This window comes from Fructilactobacillus lindneri DSM 20690 = JCM 11027, assembly GCF_002907375.1.
GTDB lineage: Bacteria > Bacillota > Bacilli > Lactobacillales > Lactobacillaceae > Fructilactobacillus > Fructilactobacillus lindneri.
Map to the genome: position 1 here is coordinate 1 of NZ_MIYK01000002.1, position 17801 is coordinate 17801.

The window sequence follows — 17801 nt, forward strand, 5'->3', positions numbered from 1 at the left end:
AAGCATAGTGTGGTGGCGATAGCCTGAAGGATACACCTGTTCCCATGCCGAACACAGAAGTTAAGCTTCAGCACGCCAAAAGTAGTTGGGGGATCGCCCCCTGCGAGGATAGGACGTTGCCACGCAACCCAAAAAGAAAGAGACGCTCACCTTAATGGTGGACGTCTTTTTTTGTGTCTTTAATTATAAAATGAAGTTCAATTTTAAAATCTATTTTTTATTTATATTGTATTTTTAGATTGTTTTGAAGCTGACTTACTGCTTTCCAATTAATAGTTACACCAATTCCAGGATTTTGAGGGACTTTAATTAATCCTTGATGAATTTCGATAGTCTCATTGATAAAATCTTGTTCGAAATAATGATTACTAGCGGAAATATCAGCTGGAATGGGACTATTTTTTAATTGAGTTGCTAATGCCAAATCAACTGAACGACCTAATCCAGAGGTTAACATTCCACCTATCCAAGGAATTTTTCCAGCTTGAGTAATTAAATCAATTGCAGTTAATGCTGCTGAAATCCCGCCTAGTTTTCCTTGTTTAATAGTGAAAGCTTTCGCACTATTACTATTTAATGCTCTTTTCACTGAATCTAAATCAGTGAGACTTTCATCTAAACTAATCATTAAATGGGAGAAGTTTTGTTGTAGTTTAGTATAGTCGACAAATGTTGAGTTTTTTAAAGGCTCCTCAATTAATTGCAAACCATTGGCTTCTAGTGTTTTTAGAACATTGATAGTTGATAGATTGTTCTCCCAAGCTTGGTTAGCATCAATCGTGGTAATGAGTTTGGGAGTTAGCTGATGTGCCAGTTTAACTAACGTTAATGCACTTTCATAATTTGCTGCTTTAAATTTTATTTTTCGGTATCCTTGCTGAGTAGCTAACTTAATTTTGTTGGAAGTTTGCTCAAGGTTAGCTTGAATTCCCAATACGGTTCCTACTGGAATTAGTTCACAATTAGATATTTTTCCTGTAATTAATTGAGATAACGATTGATTAGTTGTTTTGCCATAAGCATCCCATAATGCCATTTCCACACTTGTACGAGCAAACGAAGTTAACTGATTAAGTTTTCTATTTAAATCAGTAGGATGTTTAAAATTTAATCCAATGAAATTTGGCAAGATCTGATTTAATTCTGCAAGAGCCAAACTTTGTGTTTGTGGAGCATAACTGTTATCAGCAAAAGCTTGTATTTCTCCGTAACCAGTTACTCCAGAAGCTAGTTTGATTTCGACTAAGGTAAGAGGACGATTAGAAGTTGTGCCATGATTAGTAATAAAAGGGTGTTTTAATTTTAAGCTTTATGGGAATAAATTTATTTGTTTAATTTTCATGAATATTTTCCTGATTTAATAATTTGGTAAACATTTTAGGCTTTTCAAAGTGAATGTTGTGTCCAGCTCCGGTAATTGAAAGATGCTGTGAATTTGGCAGTAAAACATTCATTTTCTGATTTAAATTAGTGAATTTAATATCTTGCTTACCGGTAATTAAAATTGTTGGAATTTTTAGCTGACTAAGTTGATCCCACCAACTAGGCATAATTCCAGTTCCAAAGTAACGGAGTGAGTTAGCCATGTTTACTGGGTTGTGGTTAATTCTTTGTTGATGCATAAATCGTTGGCTTTTTTCACTGAGTTGACGTTGAGAATTAAAAAGAGGAAGACCTTCCCAGTGGTTAACAAAAGTAGTTAATCCATATTGCTCAATTTGTTTCGCACGATTTTGATCAGCTAGCTGTCGTATATGCCGTTCATTATCATTAGCAATTCCGGCAGTTCCACTTTCTAAAAATAATTGTTTCACTAACTGTGGTTGCTGAATTGCAAAGGAAAGTGCTAAACGAGCCCCCCATGGAATATCCGACTAAATTAATTGAATTTATTTGTAAAGCTGTTAGTAAAGCAACTAAATCATGAACTTGATGGGCAACTGTAAAGTTATTCTCCGGGAGATTTTTATCATTTTTAGCAAAACCATAAGCAGTGATATAAATTTTTGTTCCACATGGGACAATTTTTGCAAAATCAGCTTTACTACCTAAAAAGCCATGTAAAAAGACCCAAGTTGGATTACCTTGACCTACAATTTCAACTTGGTAATCGTAATCATTAATTCTCATGAGCAAGACGTTCCTTTACTTTTTGCAATCGTTGTTGGTGAATGGTTAAGTTGTGAGATCTAGTATCTTGAATTTCGATAATTCTTAAACCTTGCCATGGTTGTAAGCATAACTTATGCAGCTCATCAATCTTGTTTATTTTAAAATATTCAGCATCATATAGATTTGCAACCTTATCAATCGCCAAATGTTGAGGGGTGCCAAACATTGTTTCAAAATATGGTGCTTCAGCTTGCGGTAGGAAAGAAAAAATTCCGCCTCCATCATTATTATTTACTATGATTGTTAAATTAAACTGGTTTTGTTTTGCTAGCAGCAAACCATTCATATCATGATAGAAAGCTAAATCACCGATGACTAACCAAGTTGGTTTGCGATTGAATGCCATTCCAGTTGCGGTTGAAATAGTTCCGTCAATTCCATTGGCGCCGCGATTACCCATGATTTTAATTGAATTAGTAGGATTAAAATATTGTTCAAAATCGCGCACTGTCATGGAATTGGCTAAAAATAATTGACTAGAACTGGGTAAATTGGATAATTCATCAGCAATGCTAAGGGCACTCAACCGCTCATCAGTAAATCCAGTTAATTTCTTTTTAAGTGGTTTCCAAGTTTTAGACCAATAACTTTGATTACCACTTAGGTTACTATTTAATAGTTGTTGTATAAACTGTTCTTCATCAACGGCGTAACTGGCTTGGGTAGAACGCGTATGATCCTATCCAATGTAGTTCATACCGATTTGGATGATTGGAATGTGATGTTCTTTTAACCATGGAAATAGTTTGGCTGAAACAGGAGTTCCGCCAAATCGTAATACAACTTCTGGGAGAATCTCGTTAGTTTCGGAATGTGATGCTAAAATTGCGTCCATTCCGACAATTGCATGTTGAGATCCTCGTAACTGACTGAGGACATCAGCAATGATAGGGGCACTAATTTGCTCTGCTAATGTTTCAAAATTAGTTTTCGACCATAAACGGTCAGTTGGTCCCACTACTAACATAATTTTTTTGTTTTCTAGTTGTTTGATTAGTTTATTTAAAGATGTTTGGGTTAATTGAATCGTAAGATCACCAAAATTTTCCTTTGCCACCTTTGGCCAAGGTTGATTTAACTTTGGTAGCAATGGTTTTCGCAATGGCAAATTGATGTGAATGGGCCCCACTGGGGCATTTTGACTAAGATGAACTAGCTGCTGTACTTTATAATCAATATATTCTGTAACATCAGTATTGACTTCTTGGACATTTAAATTGATGGTTTCTTTAACTTGATCACGATATAAATTAAACTGATTAATTGTTTGAGGAGCACCGATATTTTGCAACTCTTGGGGACGATCAGTTGTTAAGATGATTAATGGTACATGGTAACTAGCTGCTTCAGCAATAGCTGGCAAATAGTTGGCCGTGGCTGTTCCAGAAGTAGCAACTAGGGCTACAGGATGATGAGAAGCTTTGGCAATTCCTAATCCCAAAAAAGCAGCCGAACGTTCATCAACTGCCATAGTAAAATTGGCATGTTGTTCTGCTAAAAGTAAAACTAATGGAGTATTTCTTGATCCTGGAGAAATTACGAAGTGCTCCACTCCTTGTGCTTGCAAGGCTAAAATTAAATGTTTAAGATTATTGGTTAAAGTTTCATTCATGGAGCTGCTCCTTAATTAAATCTTCCATTACTGACATTTTTAATTTTATTTCGCGTGCTTCTTGAGTTAAATTCGAACCCGCTAGAATTCCAGCACCAGCGAAGAGCTTCACAGTTCGTTGTTTTTCCCAGAGCGAACGGATGCCAATCACAAATTCACCATCGCCATTTGGTAAAACATAACCAATTGGTGCTGCAAAGAGTCCGCGAGGGTTGAGCTCAGTATTTTTAATCTGACTAAGTGCCCAATCTAAGGGAATTCCTCCTAAAGCAGGTGTCGGATGTAGAGCTGCAACTAATTGTAATAAATTAGTCTGCTGTTTTAGGACTCCAGTAATTGGAGTGTAAAGATGTTGCACTTGCGGTGTTTTTAAAATTTTAGGTTCATCTGGATAATCTAATTTAGCTAGATTAGCAATTTTATTAGTAATTTCTTGAACTACTAATTCGTGTTCGTGTAGATTTTTAATATCGTGTTTTAGATCATTAGCTAATTGTTGGTCAATTTTAGGATTTAGATCCCGATTGGTAGTCCCAGCAACTGCTGCTGTTTCAATGGTTGATTTATTTAGCCGAATAAGTCGCTCAGGAGTAGCAGAAACAAAAACTTCATCGTTATTTTTGATTATCAAATGATATGAATTAGGTTGGTGTTTATTTAATGAAATAATTAGCTTATCAAGATTTAGGGGATAATCTAGGTTGATTGTTTTTTGCATTCCTAATACGACTTTTTTCTTTTTTTGATCATTAAGCATTTCTTGAAGTGGGGAAGTGGTTCTTGCAATCCAATTTACGTCATTAATACTAGAAATAATTTTGTTTAGATGGTTAGTTTGAATTTGAGAGTCAACTTGCGGTATTTTCCCCCAACTTTGACCAGTTTTTTCATCAATTACATATTGTGGAGCAATGAAATATCCGTTCATTAAATTACTATCTAAATGTTGTTTATCAAATGGAATACCACCAAAAACTGGAACAGTTTGTTTAATTTGCCAGTTATTAATTTCTTCAACGTCATTTGAAATGATTTCATCACTTTTACCAAAACCAAAATAACGATGTTGGTGGTTAGCGGATGAAAAATACACTGCATTTTGATAGTAATTGAATTTTTTTGCTAAATTTTTGATGTTCATACTTGTCATACTTTCTAATAAAAGTTGTGATAAATTATATAGTATTAATTATACGTGTTAATTTTGATATTGAATAATAATACTACAAGCATTGAAAAAGTAATCTATTTTTATTTATAAGATTAGAATATGGATATTATTGATTCTTTAAAAGAGTAAATGAATTTCTTTAAAAGAATTAATTAATAGGGTATAATTAAAATTGATAGTTTATTAAATTTTATAATTATTTTGTTGAAACTTATAAATTTTATAACAGAAAGAGAGATATTATGAATTACAAATATTTAAAACGAATTTCATTATTTTCAATTGCCGCAATTCCTTTAGTTTGCGGAGCAATTTTGACTTCCAGTGTTAATGCTGATGACACTAATACTAGTGATACAGCTAATACGAATGCTTTTATTTCATTTACGGGTAAAAATTCACCAGTTAACCCAGTTAATCCAGATAATCCAAGCCAACCAGTTAATCCTAATAATCCTACTGGACATACAGGGGATTTAGCATTTGATTATATCCCAGCAAACTTAAACTTTGGTAATCATGACAAAAATGCTAATACACAAACTTATAGTTTGGTAGATCCTTTTGCAAGTGGCTATAAAGCTAGTGATGATGCCCAAGATCCAGTTGGTACTTCAATGGGTCAATCTACTGTATTAAAGGGTGCCCAGAAGGATTATGTCTTTGTTCAACTCCATGACATGATGAATCCTGATAGTGGATGGAATGTAAATGCTTCTTTTGATGGTTATACTAACTCTGGTAAAACTTTAAACGGTGCTACCATTAATTTGAAAGATGGTAATGCACAAAAGTTAAGTGCAGATGGGCAATCATGGAGCCCAATGACCGGCGTATCTAATAATATTCAATTAGGTTCCGATAATGCACCACAGAATGTTTTATCAGCCGATAAAAGTAAAAGTGCTGGAATAACTCAAATTTATTGGGATCCTAGCAATATTAGCACTACCATTCCTGGAGGTTCATCATCAGTTGCTGGTAAAGATCAAGAAGGATTTCGTGGCAAAATAACTTGGAATGTTAATGCTACTCCTAATAGTGGTGAATAAACTGATTGGAACAAAATAGAAATGGTAATTATTAAATGAAATCATTAAAAATAATATTACTCTCATTAATGTCAATCTTCTTGTTTGGCATTTTTGGTCTAACAAATGTAAATGCTGCTGAAAATTCAAATCCTAATTTAACGCCAATTGGAGTAACTCCTGATTTAAATGTTGATGGACAAGTTAAAGATAAAGGATATTACGATTTTAATGTTGGAAACGAAGGAATTAATAAAAAGCTGAAAGTTACGCTTGTTAATCCAAATCGAAATAAAAACGTAAATGTTATAATTAAAACGAATCCTGCAACAACTGGGAATAATGTTACGGCCGTTTATAGTAAGACTCCACATCATTTTGATAATTCGATGAAATTATCAATGGGAAATATGCTTCAGCTGGAAAATGATAGTGATAATTCAGTTACATTAAAGCCTAATGAACAAAAGAATATTTATTTTAATTTAAAAACTCCCAATAACAAACAATTTAAAGAATTCAAAGGAACTATTTTAGGTGGAATCTATATACTAGAATACACTAAAGATAATCCTAATCAACAAATTTCTAATCGTTATGCTTATGCTATTGGTGTGAGAGTAAATAAAGGGAAACATGTTTATCCTGATTTGAAATTAAATAAAGTTCATGCTTCTACTACTAATTTACAAAATCAAGTGATCGCTAATATTCAAAATTTCAAGCCTTCGATTCTTGGATCTGTTGATGTTAATAGCAAGGTTACTAAGAAAAATTCAAAAAGTATAGTTGCTTCGAAAACTACGAAAAATGGTCAAATTTCTCCAAATAGTAGTTTTAATTATGCAATTCCATGGAAAACTGGAAGAGTTACACCAGGTCGTTATACTTTAACCACTAAAGTTGTTAGTCACGATCCACAGTTTAATAAGCCAAAAACATGGTATTTAAAAAAAGATTTTTCAATTTCTGTTGGTGAAGCTGCAAAATTAAATACTAAAGTCACTCATTCAATTCCATGGTTCCTTATTTCTACGCTTTTATTATTGTTGATTTTGATTATTTTTATAATTACAACATTAGTTATGAGAAAGCGTAAAAATAAATAAACTTTATAAAAATACTTAGTAAGTGGGAGATGAGTGGCTTAATGACCAGTAAATTTAAATATTCTTTTCTAAAACTTTTATTTTTATGTGTGTCGTGTTTATTTTTTATGTTAATACTTAATTGTCACGCTTCTGCTGCGACAGTTCAAGTTGATAATTATGATGATTTTGTGAAACAATTGGACAATCCAGATGCTGATAACATCGAAGTTACAGGAAATTTCATGGCTAACAGTGGAAGCAATGATATTAGAATTGCGGCCCGAAATAATCCTACAAATTCGGTAAATATTTACGGGAAACAAACTGAATCTTTAGGCGGTGAAATAAAAGGACCAACAATTGATTTGCGTGGTAATAGAATGAGAGCAGATGTTGGATCTCCAAATTCTCGTTATTATTGTGCTAATGTTAATATTAGTAATCTAAATTTTTATCAATCTAGCTATTATGGTATTTGTGACGCAAATTCAAATGGAGCACATATTTCTTTAAAGGATGTTTCCTATGTTGGGGCTCAGCCAATTTATAATCGTTATGGATTAACAACGCTTTCAGGTAATATTTATTTTCATCAAGCAACGTCATATGTTTCCCCAATTGACAATTCTTTGGTTAGAACACAAGGAGCAGCTGGGGGAGGACAGCAGATTTCACAATCATGTGCTCTTAATATTTTAGATGATAGTAATGTATATGTTGATGCATTACAGGGTCAAGGAAATAGCGTTGCCCCTATATTTTCTGAAGGTGAAGCTAGTTTAGATTCATCTGGATTTGGGAATGTCTATAATCCAATTACGAAACGTAATTTTGCACAAGGTGATAATTCAATCGGAAATAATGCTAAGGTGACCCTTAATGTTCCTGAAAAGGGGAATTCTAGTGGTGAAAACAGTTCTGGAAAAGTTACCGGTTTCTACTCTACCAATACTCCAGATGAATTTTCTGATAGTATTAGCCTTGGAAACAAAGCAGAAGTTAATGTTAATGGTTTACCAGGTCATGCGATTCTATATAGTACTGCTGGCATTAGTTTGGGTGATGATAGTGTCGTTAATTATCAAGCGTTGGGAGAAAATGGCGGTTCAAATTTCCCTGCAATCGCTGGGAAAAGCATGAATGCTGGAACTGACAGCATTATGAATGTTGATGAAAGTGGTCCAGTTAAAAACAATATGCCTTTGTTACGGATTACTGGTTTAGCTGATTTAGGTCAAATGAAAGATTTAAATCTTCAATATAGCGGGACAAATGTTTCTTCAAGCAATCAAATTATTGATGGAAGTCCAACATTAAAACTGGCTTCTAATCAGTTTAGAAGGGTTGATGCCTGGAATTGGGGAACCAATACTGATAGTAGTCCTTCAGATGAAAATTGGATTGTTAAAAATGCAACTGCTAATTATAGAGGTGGTAATGTAGATTCTGCCAACGCTACCATGTTTGGTACAAATACATTTGGAAACTTTAATAGTGCTAACTATTCACGATTACATGTTGCTGGTGATTATTTTCAGATTAAGGATTGTAAAATTCAAATCGTCAATTCTGAGTTAAATAATGCAGTTGATTCTGAAAATTCAAAAACGATTAAAGTTAGAGTTACTGATCCTGATGGTAATCCACTTCCTGGAGCCTATGTCCGTTTAACTGGAGATCCTCATATTCATGATCAATATGATAGCTATCCAACAGATGGTTCTCCAGAAGGTAAAATTCCTGATGATCCGGATATTCGTGGACCATATACAGGTGGGACAACAGATGCTAATGGTGAGTATTCTTATACATTACCTAAGGATTCCAAAGGAGAACAGTATCATTTAACCGCAGGCGAAACGATTACTGCGTTTGCTGCTAAATATCTTGGAAATGGAAATTGGTATAAGTCTGTTCCTACGGCTTCTAAAGTAGTAAAGAATTATGCAAATCGACCTTATAATCCATCAAATCCAACTTCTGGAGTAAATAATAATCCCGGGACCGGATCATCTGCAAGCTTATTACGATTGGATAATGTACCCAATAACTTTAATTTTGGAACTTATGACATTAGTAAATCAATGTGGAATGAATCTGTTTCCGTACCATTGTTAGATTATGCTGGGAAGCTTGCCACTGATTATAATAATCCTAGTAAAACCTTTGGCAATAAGACCAGTTCAGAAGCAGATACTAATGACCCAACAGTTAATGATGTTTTTGTTCAGATGACTAGTGGTAATAGTAAGCAAAATTGGGCATTGTCAGCGACTGCTTCTCCTTTAACATCTGATATTAATTCTTTGACTGATCCATCGATTACTTTTTCGAATGGGACATTTCAGCGATTGAGTAATGATGGTAAATCGTGGCAGAAAATTTCAAATATTGATAATAAAACGTTACCGCTTAATAATGAAAATACTAATATTTTGAATCCTAATAATAGCTCAGGGACTTATCAGGGAGTTTGGGACGTAAATAATATTAAATTTAATTTCAAACGCTCTTTAGGAAAAAATAATGTTGTAGGAAGCAAGAATGGTAAAGATGGAACTAATTATCATTCACAAATAACGTGGACGTTAAGTTCTGGACCTAACAGTGGTTCATAAAATTATATTGGATATTAAAAGGGAAAGCTCTATATGAGCTTTCCCTTTTAATATCCAATGATTTTTATATCAATAAATTGACGTAATTCAGGCGTCAATTTATTTGTATCCAATGACAATAATAAGTTATAACGAGGATTATAAATTCCAAGTGTTTGCATTTGCTGAAATATTTTAGCAGCATAACTATGCAATCCCATCAGATAATATACTACAATTTGCAAACTCCATTTAGTGCTAAACTGTTGTTTGCTGACTTTTAAATCCCATAATCCGTGGTTGTCATGAAAATCACCATCCCCATTAATAATGGTTTGAGTGTAACCGCCATCAAAGTTGAAATCAGTGACTAATTTTTTTTCATCTGTTTTTTGTTTTAAAAAATTAAGTGTCCGAAATACCATAGCTTTGATATGTTCATACGTAACTTCATTTAGTTTTAAATTTTTATATCTATATGGATTACCATACCCTGTGCGATAAAAGGTATCAAAAGAAGCTAACTCAGCAGCAGTTAAAATAGTAGTCTGGTCTAAATTATGATTTAAATTTGCAATTTTTTCTAAGAAAAATTGGTCGCCAAAATGACCGGTAGAAATTTCCAAATTGTGTAAGCCAATTCGAGAAATTGCAAATGCTTTTTCTGCACCATAAAGTTGGTAACGCGTTAAATAATCGACTGTAAGACCAACTAAAGCAGGATTTAATGATTCATCTGTTAAAGAAATGAATTTGCTATCAGGATTCAACAATTCTTTAGTAAAATCACTTTTTTTAATTAAACCACCACGAGGTTGTTTTATTTCTTTGAGTCTTCCAGTTACAGTTGTTCCCAACACAATCGCCTCTTTTTAGATACATATTTGTTATAATTAGTCTAAAGAAATCTTGCCGTAATTGAAAGGAAGAATAGCTATTATGAGTAAAAGGGAAATTGTTCCTTATCAGTTTAATCAAACAGATATTTTAACTAAAACTTCTGTTGAACTTATGGATGAGGGAAAACGTTTAGGAATTGATGCTGAATTTGATGAGATTGCTGATTTTAAAAGTCATAAACGGGATATTAAAAAAATTATGGATGTGCGGAATTCTCTGCTTTATCATAAATTATTGAAGTTAAAGCGAAAAAGAATGTCGAAGTCAGCATTTGCTTTTTATCGTGGCACAGTTGATATCATGAATCACGATTTAGAACAACATTATACGAGTGGAATCAAAACCTTAATTGGTGGGGATGCTCATTTGGGTAATTTCGGTTATTATGGTTCTCCTGAAGGGAAATTATTATTTGATATGAATGATTTTGACGAATCTCATGTGGCGCACTGGGAATACGATGTAAAACGTTTGTTAGTTAGTGCATTGCTGGTTGCTAAACAACAAGGATTTGATATTGCTAAAGACGTTAATCCCTATCTTGAAAAAGTTATGAATACTTATTTAAATGCGTTAATTCATTTAAGAGATATGCCTTCAATGAAGCGTTTTATCATGCCTAATACTTTGGAAAACATTGCTTCAACTTTTGACGCGATTCACGATGATCGCGATCATTTTGACCAATCATATATGAAATTAGTTAATAAAACTGTTGAAAAAGCAATTCGTAGTAATTCAGATTACGCGGTGAAAAAGTACACTGAAGTAGTTGATGGTAAACGTCGTTTTATTGAAGATGCCCCAGTTACCAAGCATGTTGGCAATAAAACTTATCAACGACTTACCAAAGGTTACTACAATTATCGAAGTTATACTCGTAGTGATGTTCACCAATTTTTAGCCCAATTTCATATTGTCGATATTGTTCGTCATAGTGTTGGAGTGGGAAGTGTAGGAACATTATGTTATTTAATTTTATTAGAGGATGCGAACGGAAACTACTTGGTATTGCAAGTTAAGCAGGCATTGCCAATTTATCAAAAATCAATGATTTATGTTAATAAACGGCATTCTCCAGGTGAAGAAATTGTTAATTGTCAAAGAATTTTACAAAGTTCTTCGGATGTCTTTTTAGGGTACTTTGATACTAAAAAGCGCAGTTTTTATGTAAGACAGTTTAAAGATATGAAAGGTTCGGTAAAACTTGATAAGCTCGATTGGGGAGCTTTTAAAGATTATGTTTCTGTTTGTATGAGTCTGTTAGCTAGAGCTCACAGCCAATCTCCAAACTTCCCTAAGGTAATTGGTTATCTCCAAAGTCATGAGTGGATGCCAGCTGCCTTTGTTACTTTTGCAAATAATTATTTAAAACAAGTAGAAATTGATTATCAAACATTCATTGAAAGAGGAAAACATGATAAATGAACATAACAATACTGGCAATTGTTATAATCGTGATTTAAGTTGGTTGTTATTTAACCGTCGCGTGATTGATTTAGCAAATGAAAATACCACGCCTTTCTTAGACCGATTTAAATTTTTAGCAATTGCTTCAAATAATTTAGATGAATTTTATAGTGTTCGAGTCCCTAGTCTCCAAAGTCAGATGGAATTAACTGATGATGGAGTTGAAACAAAATCGGGAATGGAATATTCTAAAATTCTCAAAAAAGTGCATAAACGAAACGAAAAAAATTTTAAAATTCAATATGGTTATTTTCAGCAATTAAGCAAAGAACTGGCTGAAAACAAAATGGGAACCTTTGCTAAATATCGTGATCTAAATGAACATCAACAAGAAAAAGCCGATCAATTATTTGATCAGCGAATTTTACCTTTTTTGAGTTTTACAACTTATGATACTCGTTATAGTTTGGATTATTTAAAAAACAAACGAATGGCATTGGGTGTTTTAATTAAAAAAGATAACAAAAAGAAAATTAGAATTGTACCGATTCCAACTAATATTAATCGACTAATTAAATTAAATTTTGACGGAATCGATCATTATTTATTGGTAGAGGATTTAATTCGTAATAATTTAACCAATTTGTTTGATGATGGCAAAATTGAAGAAATCATTACTTTTAGAATTATCCGCGACTTGGATGCGTCTTTAGATGTCGAAAAAGATGATAATAACAAAGATACCATTCGAAACTTGCGTCACTATTTAGCTGATCGTGAAAAAGGCCGAATTACGATGTTTGAAGTTGAAGAAACTGATGATTTAAATTTAGATTTTTTAAAGTCATTTCTGAAAAAATTCAAAGTTAATAAACGAACCGTTTATCCAATTGATGGTCCACTGGATTTAACCTTTTTATTTAGTTTAGTTAAACCGTTAGCAAAACAATACCCAAAGCTTGTTTATCCACCATTACATGCCGTACAGTGGAACCAATCGGAATCAATGCTCAAGTATCTTGATCAACATGACCTGCTTTTACAATATCCTTATGATTCATTTGATCAGTTTTTGACCTTTTTACGTGCTGCTATTGATGACCCTAAAACAGTGGCGATTAAACAGACAATTTATCGAGTTGCTAATCATTCAAAAGTAATTGAACTGTTAAAAGAAGCAGCTCAAAAGGGAATTAAAGTAACGGTTATGATTGAATTACGGGCTCGTTTTGACGAAGCTAATAATTTGAAAGTTACTGGTGAATTAGAGGATGCTGGTTGTAACATTGTTTTTGGTAAAAAATACATGAAAGTTCACAGCAAGACTTGTTTAGTCTTAACCGAAGATGGCTTAAATCCTAAAGGTTATGTACAGATTGGAACGGGGAATTATAATGAATCCACTGCTACTGGGTTCGTTGATTTGAGTCTATTTTCTAGTCGTGATGATTATGTAAAAGATTTAGCTTCGTTCTTTAACTATCTAGAACAACCGGTTGCAGAACCGCCTAAGTATAAGGTTTTAACGGCTTCTCCTCATCGAATCGAGGATATGGTAATTCAAAATATTCAAACAGTAAAAGAATATTATTTACGAACTGGAAAAGGTCATGTCTTTTTGAAAGTTAATTCATTGACGGATGTTGATGTGATTGCAGCTATTTATGATGCAGCAACTGTCGGGGTTCCATTTCGGTTGGTAGTCCGGGGTGCTTGCTGTCTTAAACTGGGCATTTGTGGTCCCAAAGAGAAAATTGTAGTTTCTAGTATCGTGGGAGAATTTTTGGAACATAGTCGAATTTATGCTTTCTATGACGATGACACTTCATTATGGATTTCATCAGCTGATTTGATGACTAGAAATATGGATAATCGAGTTGAATTAGCCGCCCCGATCTTAAGTCCTAAATTAAAAAAACTAATGCAACATATTATTGATGTTTACGAACAGGATGATGTAGATGGTTTCTTTATGAATAAAAAAGGTAAATACTTTAAGTATGCTAGTCCCAAAGGGAAATCTGCACAGCAAACTTTTATCAAAGAAATCGACGAACCGCATGAGAAACCGGAAAAACCGAGGCAAAGCAGTAAAGATGTTAAAATTCCTCAAAAAGTATTTTTAACCGTAATATTAATTATTGCCATTATAATAATTTTAGTTGCATTAAAATTATTATAATCAAAAAAGCTGAACTTCATAATCGAAGTTCAGCTTTTTACATAATGTCTTTAATTTTATAATTGTTTAATTTGTTAATAAACGCTTGAAACGATTCACCAATAATATTATTTAAATTATGGTCATATTTATCAATAATCTTACCATTTTCAAATAAATTATTTTGTAATTTGGAATTGATAATGACTTCGTTATCTTTTTCGGTGATAATAAATAGCTTAGCTAATGAAATGTTAACTAAACTGATGTTAGGGTTGGGTGAAAATCCGCCTTTTGGTCCAGAAACAGAGAGTAAAATATCATTATTAACTAATTTAGTAATATTTTTTTTGATTGAAGAATCAGGAAATTGATCGAGAGCTTTGCAAATTTCTTTGCCAGACACGAATTTATTATCATTATTATTTTGATTATTAATAAAATATAAAATAATTGAAAGCGTTTGCTTAAACTTGGTTAGTAGTATCATCTTGAATCTCCTTTAATTAAATGTTATCATAAAATGAAATTGACGAAAATAAAAAGCGTTAATATTATCAATGAATTTTTATAGGAGGTAATAAAGGATGAGTTTTAAAAAGTTTATGACCAGTAAATTAACCATTGCTGCCATTATCTTTGCGATTATTTATCAATTCATTATGGCGATTGTTTATATCCCTGGATACAAACATTCTGCCGATCATATTGATCGTACAAGAATTGCATTGGTTAATGAAGATTCTGGTTCAACTGCAAACAAAATTAAGAATAAAGTGGCAGATGGGATTCATTATAAAAGTAATAGTCCTAAAGTTAAAAAATATTCAAAATTATCTACTGCCAAGAATGATTTGAAAAATAAGCGAGTTCTTTTAGTAATTGATATTCCTAAGAATACATCATCTAAAATTTCACATGGTGAAAAGTTTAAAGTTAAGTATTATGATAATAAATATGATGATGAAGCAAGTAGCAAGATTGCTGCCAAAGTGAAAGACTCGGTAGATAATTCCTTAAATAACGAATTTACAAAATTAGGCAACACGGCTGTCATTACGAAAATGATGATGAAAGCTCAAGGGTCTCAAATTGTAAAAGAAAAAATGACACAAGCAATGCAAGCTAATCCACAGCTAGCTCAAAGTCCAGAAGCACAACAAAAATTACAAAAACAAGTTACTAATCAAGTGATTGCTGGGATGGAACAAAAGGCTAAGCATTATGTTATTTCTGATCCGGTAGAATCTGATTCACAAACGATTAGTAATAACGGATCAAGCAACTTAGCAATTACTATTGGTACGATGTTAATTTCTTTAGGTTGTTTTATTAGTGTTATGGCTGCATCGATTATGGAATTTTCACAATTTGAAAATGCTTTAATCCATGGTCGTAGTAAATTGGCTGCCTTTGGAATGTATGAGGCTGCTTTCTTGGTAATGTCAGTATTAGCACCAATCTTTAGTATTTTAACTTTTAAACTTGTAACGCATATTGATAATGTCGCTGCTATCCAAATGTACGGTCAAAATGTACTTTTGACGTTTGTATCGGCGCAGTTTGTTAGTATTTTTGCTTTAATGCTTGGTCGAGTTGGATTGTTAATCAATCTTCCGTTGGCATTAATTCAAACTTTAGTTGCAGGTGCAATTATGCCTTATGACTTGTTGCCAAGTGTCTATCGATTCTTCTATCACATATTACCAATACCATATAATTACATGGCTAACATGAGTATTATGTCTGGAGTAAATAAAGGATACATCTTTAATTATGATATTCGTTTAGTTGTGATGGGATTGATTGCTGGAGTGATTTCACTTGGGGTAGCAATGGTTCGCAAGTATCACAAGAAAATTAACGAAAATATTAGTTAATAGATTAAAAAAAGATCATCAATGTGATGGTCTTTTTATTTTAAAGGAAAATAAGGTAAGATAGTAATATAAGAAAATTAAGGAGCTAATAACTATGGATGTTCATTCAAAGAAAAAAGAGTTAAAAAAATTAATTAAGGATCAAGAAAAGTACCAGGAAACGGATTCCGGTAAATTTGATGCTAAACGTTTTGATAATTATAAAGAACGTTACCAGATTGTTGAAGAATTAATTGCTAATGAAGAACAAATTAATCAGTTGAGATCAGAAGATGTTATAGATCCTAAAAAAGATCATGACAATGGAATGGATAAGAATCGTCACATCGAAGATAAAATGAATGACTTAGGTCGAGCACAACGTCGATTAATGGATAAATTATTACCATTAGAAAATAAATATGATAAGCATAAAAATTAAGATGTGTATAATAAAAACACTCAGCTACCACCAATAGCCGAGTGTTTTTATTTAATTAAATATTTTTGGTTTCATATGTCTAATTGTTTTATTATTCAAAATCCAATACAGTAAAATAGTTTGAATCGGAAATGAGATTAAATTTTTGATAATTCGAACCGGTAAAAAATAATAAAATGAAGTATGAGCAAGAATGGAAACCCATAGTGAATTAAGTAAAATGTTAATGAAAATAGTAATTATTAGCGTTGTTACTAAAACATTCCAAATTGAAACTTTATCTTTTCCATAAAAAGCTAAACTATAAATAATTACTACAAGAACTGCTGAAAGTGTAAAACCAATAAAATATGGCTGTCCGCTTAACATAGTTCCGATGAAATCAACAATAATGGCAATACCTACAGACCAAAAAGGTCCATACCATTTTGCAATTATAGCAATAATAATAAATGAAAAAGTAAATTGAACACTACTATTCCCAATTACTAATCTGCCTAAAATAATTTCAGCAACCATCAGAATAGCTAAGTATGTTATTCCTTTAATGCTAAGGGTTCGTAAACCCCATTTTTTCAAAATATTCATTTGACATCTCCTGGCTGGAGCTGCCACTACCTGGTGAAATTAGTGGCGAATGCGAAACTAGCACCGCAAGTAAATACTTTTCGTCCAATGTTCACATTCCGTTCCATTGGCACTTAACGCGCTAGTTTCTACCCCAAAAAATTTTGTTCCTTCTATATCTTACCATTATATTTCAATTTTAGTGAATTTATCTTTTATTCACGAATGTTATCAATCATTTAATAATTAATTTATGATTTTTGAAATCAACAAAATAAAATTTGACTTTTTTTGACCAAGCTGTTGACACGTGATTTAACCAGGTGTATATTATTAATTGTCGCTTGAGGAATGACATGTTTTTATGATTAAAAATTGAAAATAAATTTTTTAAAATTAATTGTTGAAAATGTTTGACATTCTTTGACCAATGAGATATACTAATAATTGTTCGTTAGGGAATGATTACGAAATGCTTTGACAAATTAATCTTTAAGTAATTGAGTTTTTTAAAATTAATTAAGTTAAATCGTTGACAATTATTTCTAAACGAGTTATTATAGTAATTGCACTGCAGAAGCAGTGCAAGAGTAGATCTTTGAAAACTGAACAAGATTTTGATTACAAAAGTGTAAGGTAATCTTTAAACTTAGTTTAAAGGTTAAAACATTATGCAAAGTCAATTTGCTTTAAGAAATAAAATAAATAAGAGCTAGTAAAGTTCTCATTTTTAAAATGAGAGTTTGATCCTGGCTCAGGACGAACGTTGGCGGCGTGCCTAATACATG

Annotated in this window: 15 protein-coding genes, 1 rRNA gene, 1 pseudogene and 1 riboswitch; of the genes and pseudogenes, 8 read left to right on the forward strand and 9 right to left on the reverse strand. The window is 32.5% G+C overall.

What is annotated here, in order from left to right; translation table 11 throughout:
• Window positions 1-8: 8 nt before the first annotated feature.
• Window positions 9-125: ribosomal RNA gene (gene rrf / locus BHU33_RS02740) — 5S ribosomal RNA — on the forward strand.
• A gap of 92 nt (window positions 126-217) precedes the next feature.
• Here the strand turns inward: rrf and menC are convergent.
• The 6 genes and pseudogenes from menC to BHU33_RS02760 form a co-directional block, all read right to left on the reverse strand.
• A pseudogene (gene menC, locus BHU33_RS02745) lies at window positions 218-1294 on the reverse strand (o-succinylbenzoate synthase); the annotation flags it as partial.
• 37 nt (window positions 1295-1331) lie between these two features.
• A complete protein-coding gene (locus BHU33_RS07590) occupies window positions 1332-1814 on the reverse strand; it encodes a hypothetical protein (RefSeq protein ID WP_225354793.1) in 483 nt (160 codons plus the stop codon).
• Window positions 1771-2130, reverse strand: coding sequence for an alpha/beta fold hydrolase (locus BHU33_RS07595; RefSeq protein ID WP_225354794.1), 360 nt, complete (start codon window positions 2128-2130; stop codon window positions 1771-1773). The genes BHU33_RS07590 and BHU33_RS07595 overlap by 44 nt, the downstream gene beginning before the upstream one ends.
• Window positions 2120-2698 carry a thiamine pyrophosphate-binding protein gene (locus BHU33_RS07600; RefSeq protein ID WP_225354795.1) on the reverse strand — a complete coding sequence of 193 codons (579 nt, stop codon included), beginning with the start codon at window positions 2696-2698 and terminating at the stop codon, window positions 2120-2122. Before BHU33_RS07600 ends, BHU33_RS07595 begins: the two co-directional genes overlap by 11 nt.
• Window positions 2699-2851: 153 nt before the next feature.
• Window positions 2852-3784, reverse strand: coding sequence for a 2-succinyl-5-enolpyruvyl-6-hydroxy-3-cyclohexene-1-carboxylic-acid synthase (gene menD, locus BHU33_RS07605; protein ID WP_225354796.1), 933 nt, complete (start codon window positions 3782-3784; stop codon window positions 2852-2854).
• Window positions 3777-4925, reverse strand: coding sequence for an isochorismate synthase (locus BHU33_RS02760; protein ID WP_159442467.1), 1149 nt, complete (start codon window positions 4923-4925; stop codon window positions 3777-3779). Before BHU33_RS02760 ends, menD begins: the two co-directional genes overlap by 8 nt.
• A gap of 272 nt (window positions 4926-5197) precedes the next feature.
• Here BHU33_RS02760 and BHU33_RS02765 point away from each other — a divergent pair, with 272 nt between their 5' ends.
• The 3 genes from BHU33_RS02765 (at window position 5198) to BHU33_RS02775 (ending at window position 9695) form a co-directional block, all read left to right on the forward strand.
• Entirely contained in the window at window positions 5198-6007 is an 810-nt protein-coding gene (locus tag BHU33_RS02765; protein WP_054646943.1) for a WxL domain-containing protein, read from the forward strand.
• A gap of 35 nt (window positions 6008-6042) precedes the next feature.
• Window positions 6043-7095: a DUF3324 domain-containing protein gene (locus BHU33_RS02770; RefSeq protein WP_054646942.1), complete on the forward strand. Its 1053-nt coding sequence runs from the start codon at window positions 6043-6045 to the stop codon at window positions 7093-7095.
• Window positions 7096-7202: 107 nt separating this feature from the next.
• A complete protein-coding gene (locus BHU33_RS02775) occupies window positions 7203-9695 on the forward strand; it encodes a WxL domain-containing protein (RefSeq protein WP_054646941.1) in 2493 nt (830 codons plus the stop codon).
• Window positions 9696-9742: 47 nt separating this feature from the next.
• Here BHU33_RS02775 and BHU33_RS02780 read toward each other — a convergent pair whose 3' ends face one another.
• Complete coding sequence (locus tag BHU33_RS02780) at window positions 9743-10531, reverse strand: hypothetical protein (RefSeq protein ID WP_054646940.1); 789 nt, start codon at window positions 10529-10531, stop codon at window positions 9743-9745.
• Between the two features lie 82 nt (window positions 10532-10613).
• Here BHU33_RS02780 and BHU33_RS02785 point away from each other — a divergent pair, with 82 nt between their 5' ends.
• Together BHU33_RS02785 and ppk1 are read left to right on the forward strand one after the other, a co-directional pair.
• Complete coding sequence (locus tag BHU33_RS02785; RefSeq protein ID WP_054646939.1) at window positions 10614-12002, forward strand: DUF2252 domain-containing protein; 1389 nt, start codon at window positions 10614-10616, stop codon at window positions 12000-12002.
• On the forward strand, window positions 11992-14166 hold the full coding sequence (gene ppk1 / locus BHU33_RS02790; RefSeq protein ID WP_054646938.1) for a polyphosphate kinase 1: 2175 nt from the start codon (window positions 11992-11994) through the stop codon (window positions 14164-14166). The genes BHU33_RS02785 and ppk1 overlap by 11 nt, the downstream gene beginning before the upstream one ends.
• Window positions 14167-14203: 37 nt before the next feature.
• On the opposite strand, the gene BHU33_RS02795 is transcribed toward ppk1, so the two are convergent.
• Window positions 14204-14635 (reverse strand): Rrf2 family transcriptional regulator, encoded by a 432-nt coding sequence (locus tag BHU33_RS02795; RefSeq protein ID WP_054646937.1) that lies wholly within the window; start codon window positions 14633-14635, stop codon window positions 14204-14206.
• Between the two features lie 97 nt (window positions 14636-14732).
• Between BHU33_RS02795 and BHU33_RS02800 the strand changes: the two genes are divergently transcribed.
• Together BHU33_RS02800 and BHU33_RS02805 are read left to right on the forward strand one after the other, a co-directional pair.
• Window positions 14733-16025, forward strand: a complete 1293-nt coding sequence (locus BHU33_RS02800) for a hypothetical protein (protein WP_054646936.1) — start codon at window positions 14733-14735, stop codon at window positions 16023-16025.
• A gap of 94 nt (window positions 16026-16119) precedes the next feature.
• Window positions 16120-16446 (forward strand): hypothetical protein, encoded by a 327-nt coding sequence (locus BHU33_RS02805; protein ID WP_054646935.1) that lies wholly within the window; start codon window positions 16120-16122, stop codon window positions 16444-16446.
• Window positions 16447-16497: 51 nt separating this feature from the next.
• Here BHU33_RS02805 and BHU33_RS02810 read toward each other — a convergent pair whose 3' ends face one another.
• Entirely contained in the window at window positions 16498-17034 is a 537-nt protein-coding gene (locus BHU33_RS02810) for a folate family ECF transporter S component (RefSeq protein WP_054646934.1), read from the reverse strand.
• Between the two features lie 41 nt (window positions 17035-17075).
• Window positions 17076-17172: riboswitch (THF riboswitch) on the reverse strand.
• Window positions 17173-17801 lie beyond the last annotated feature (629 nt).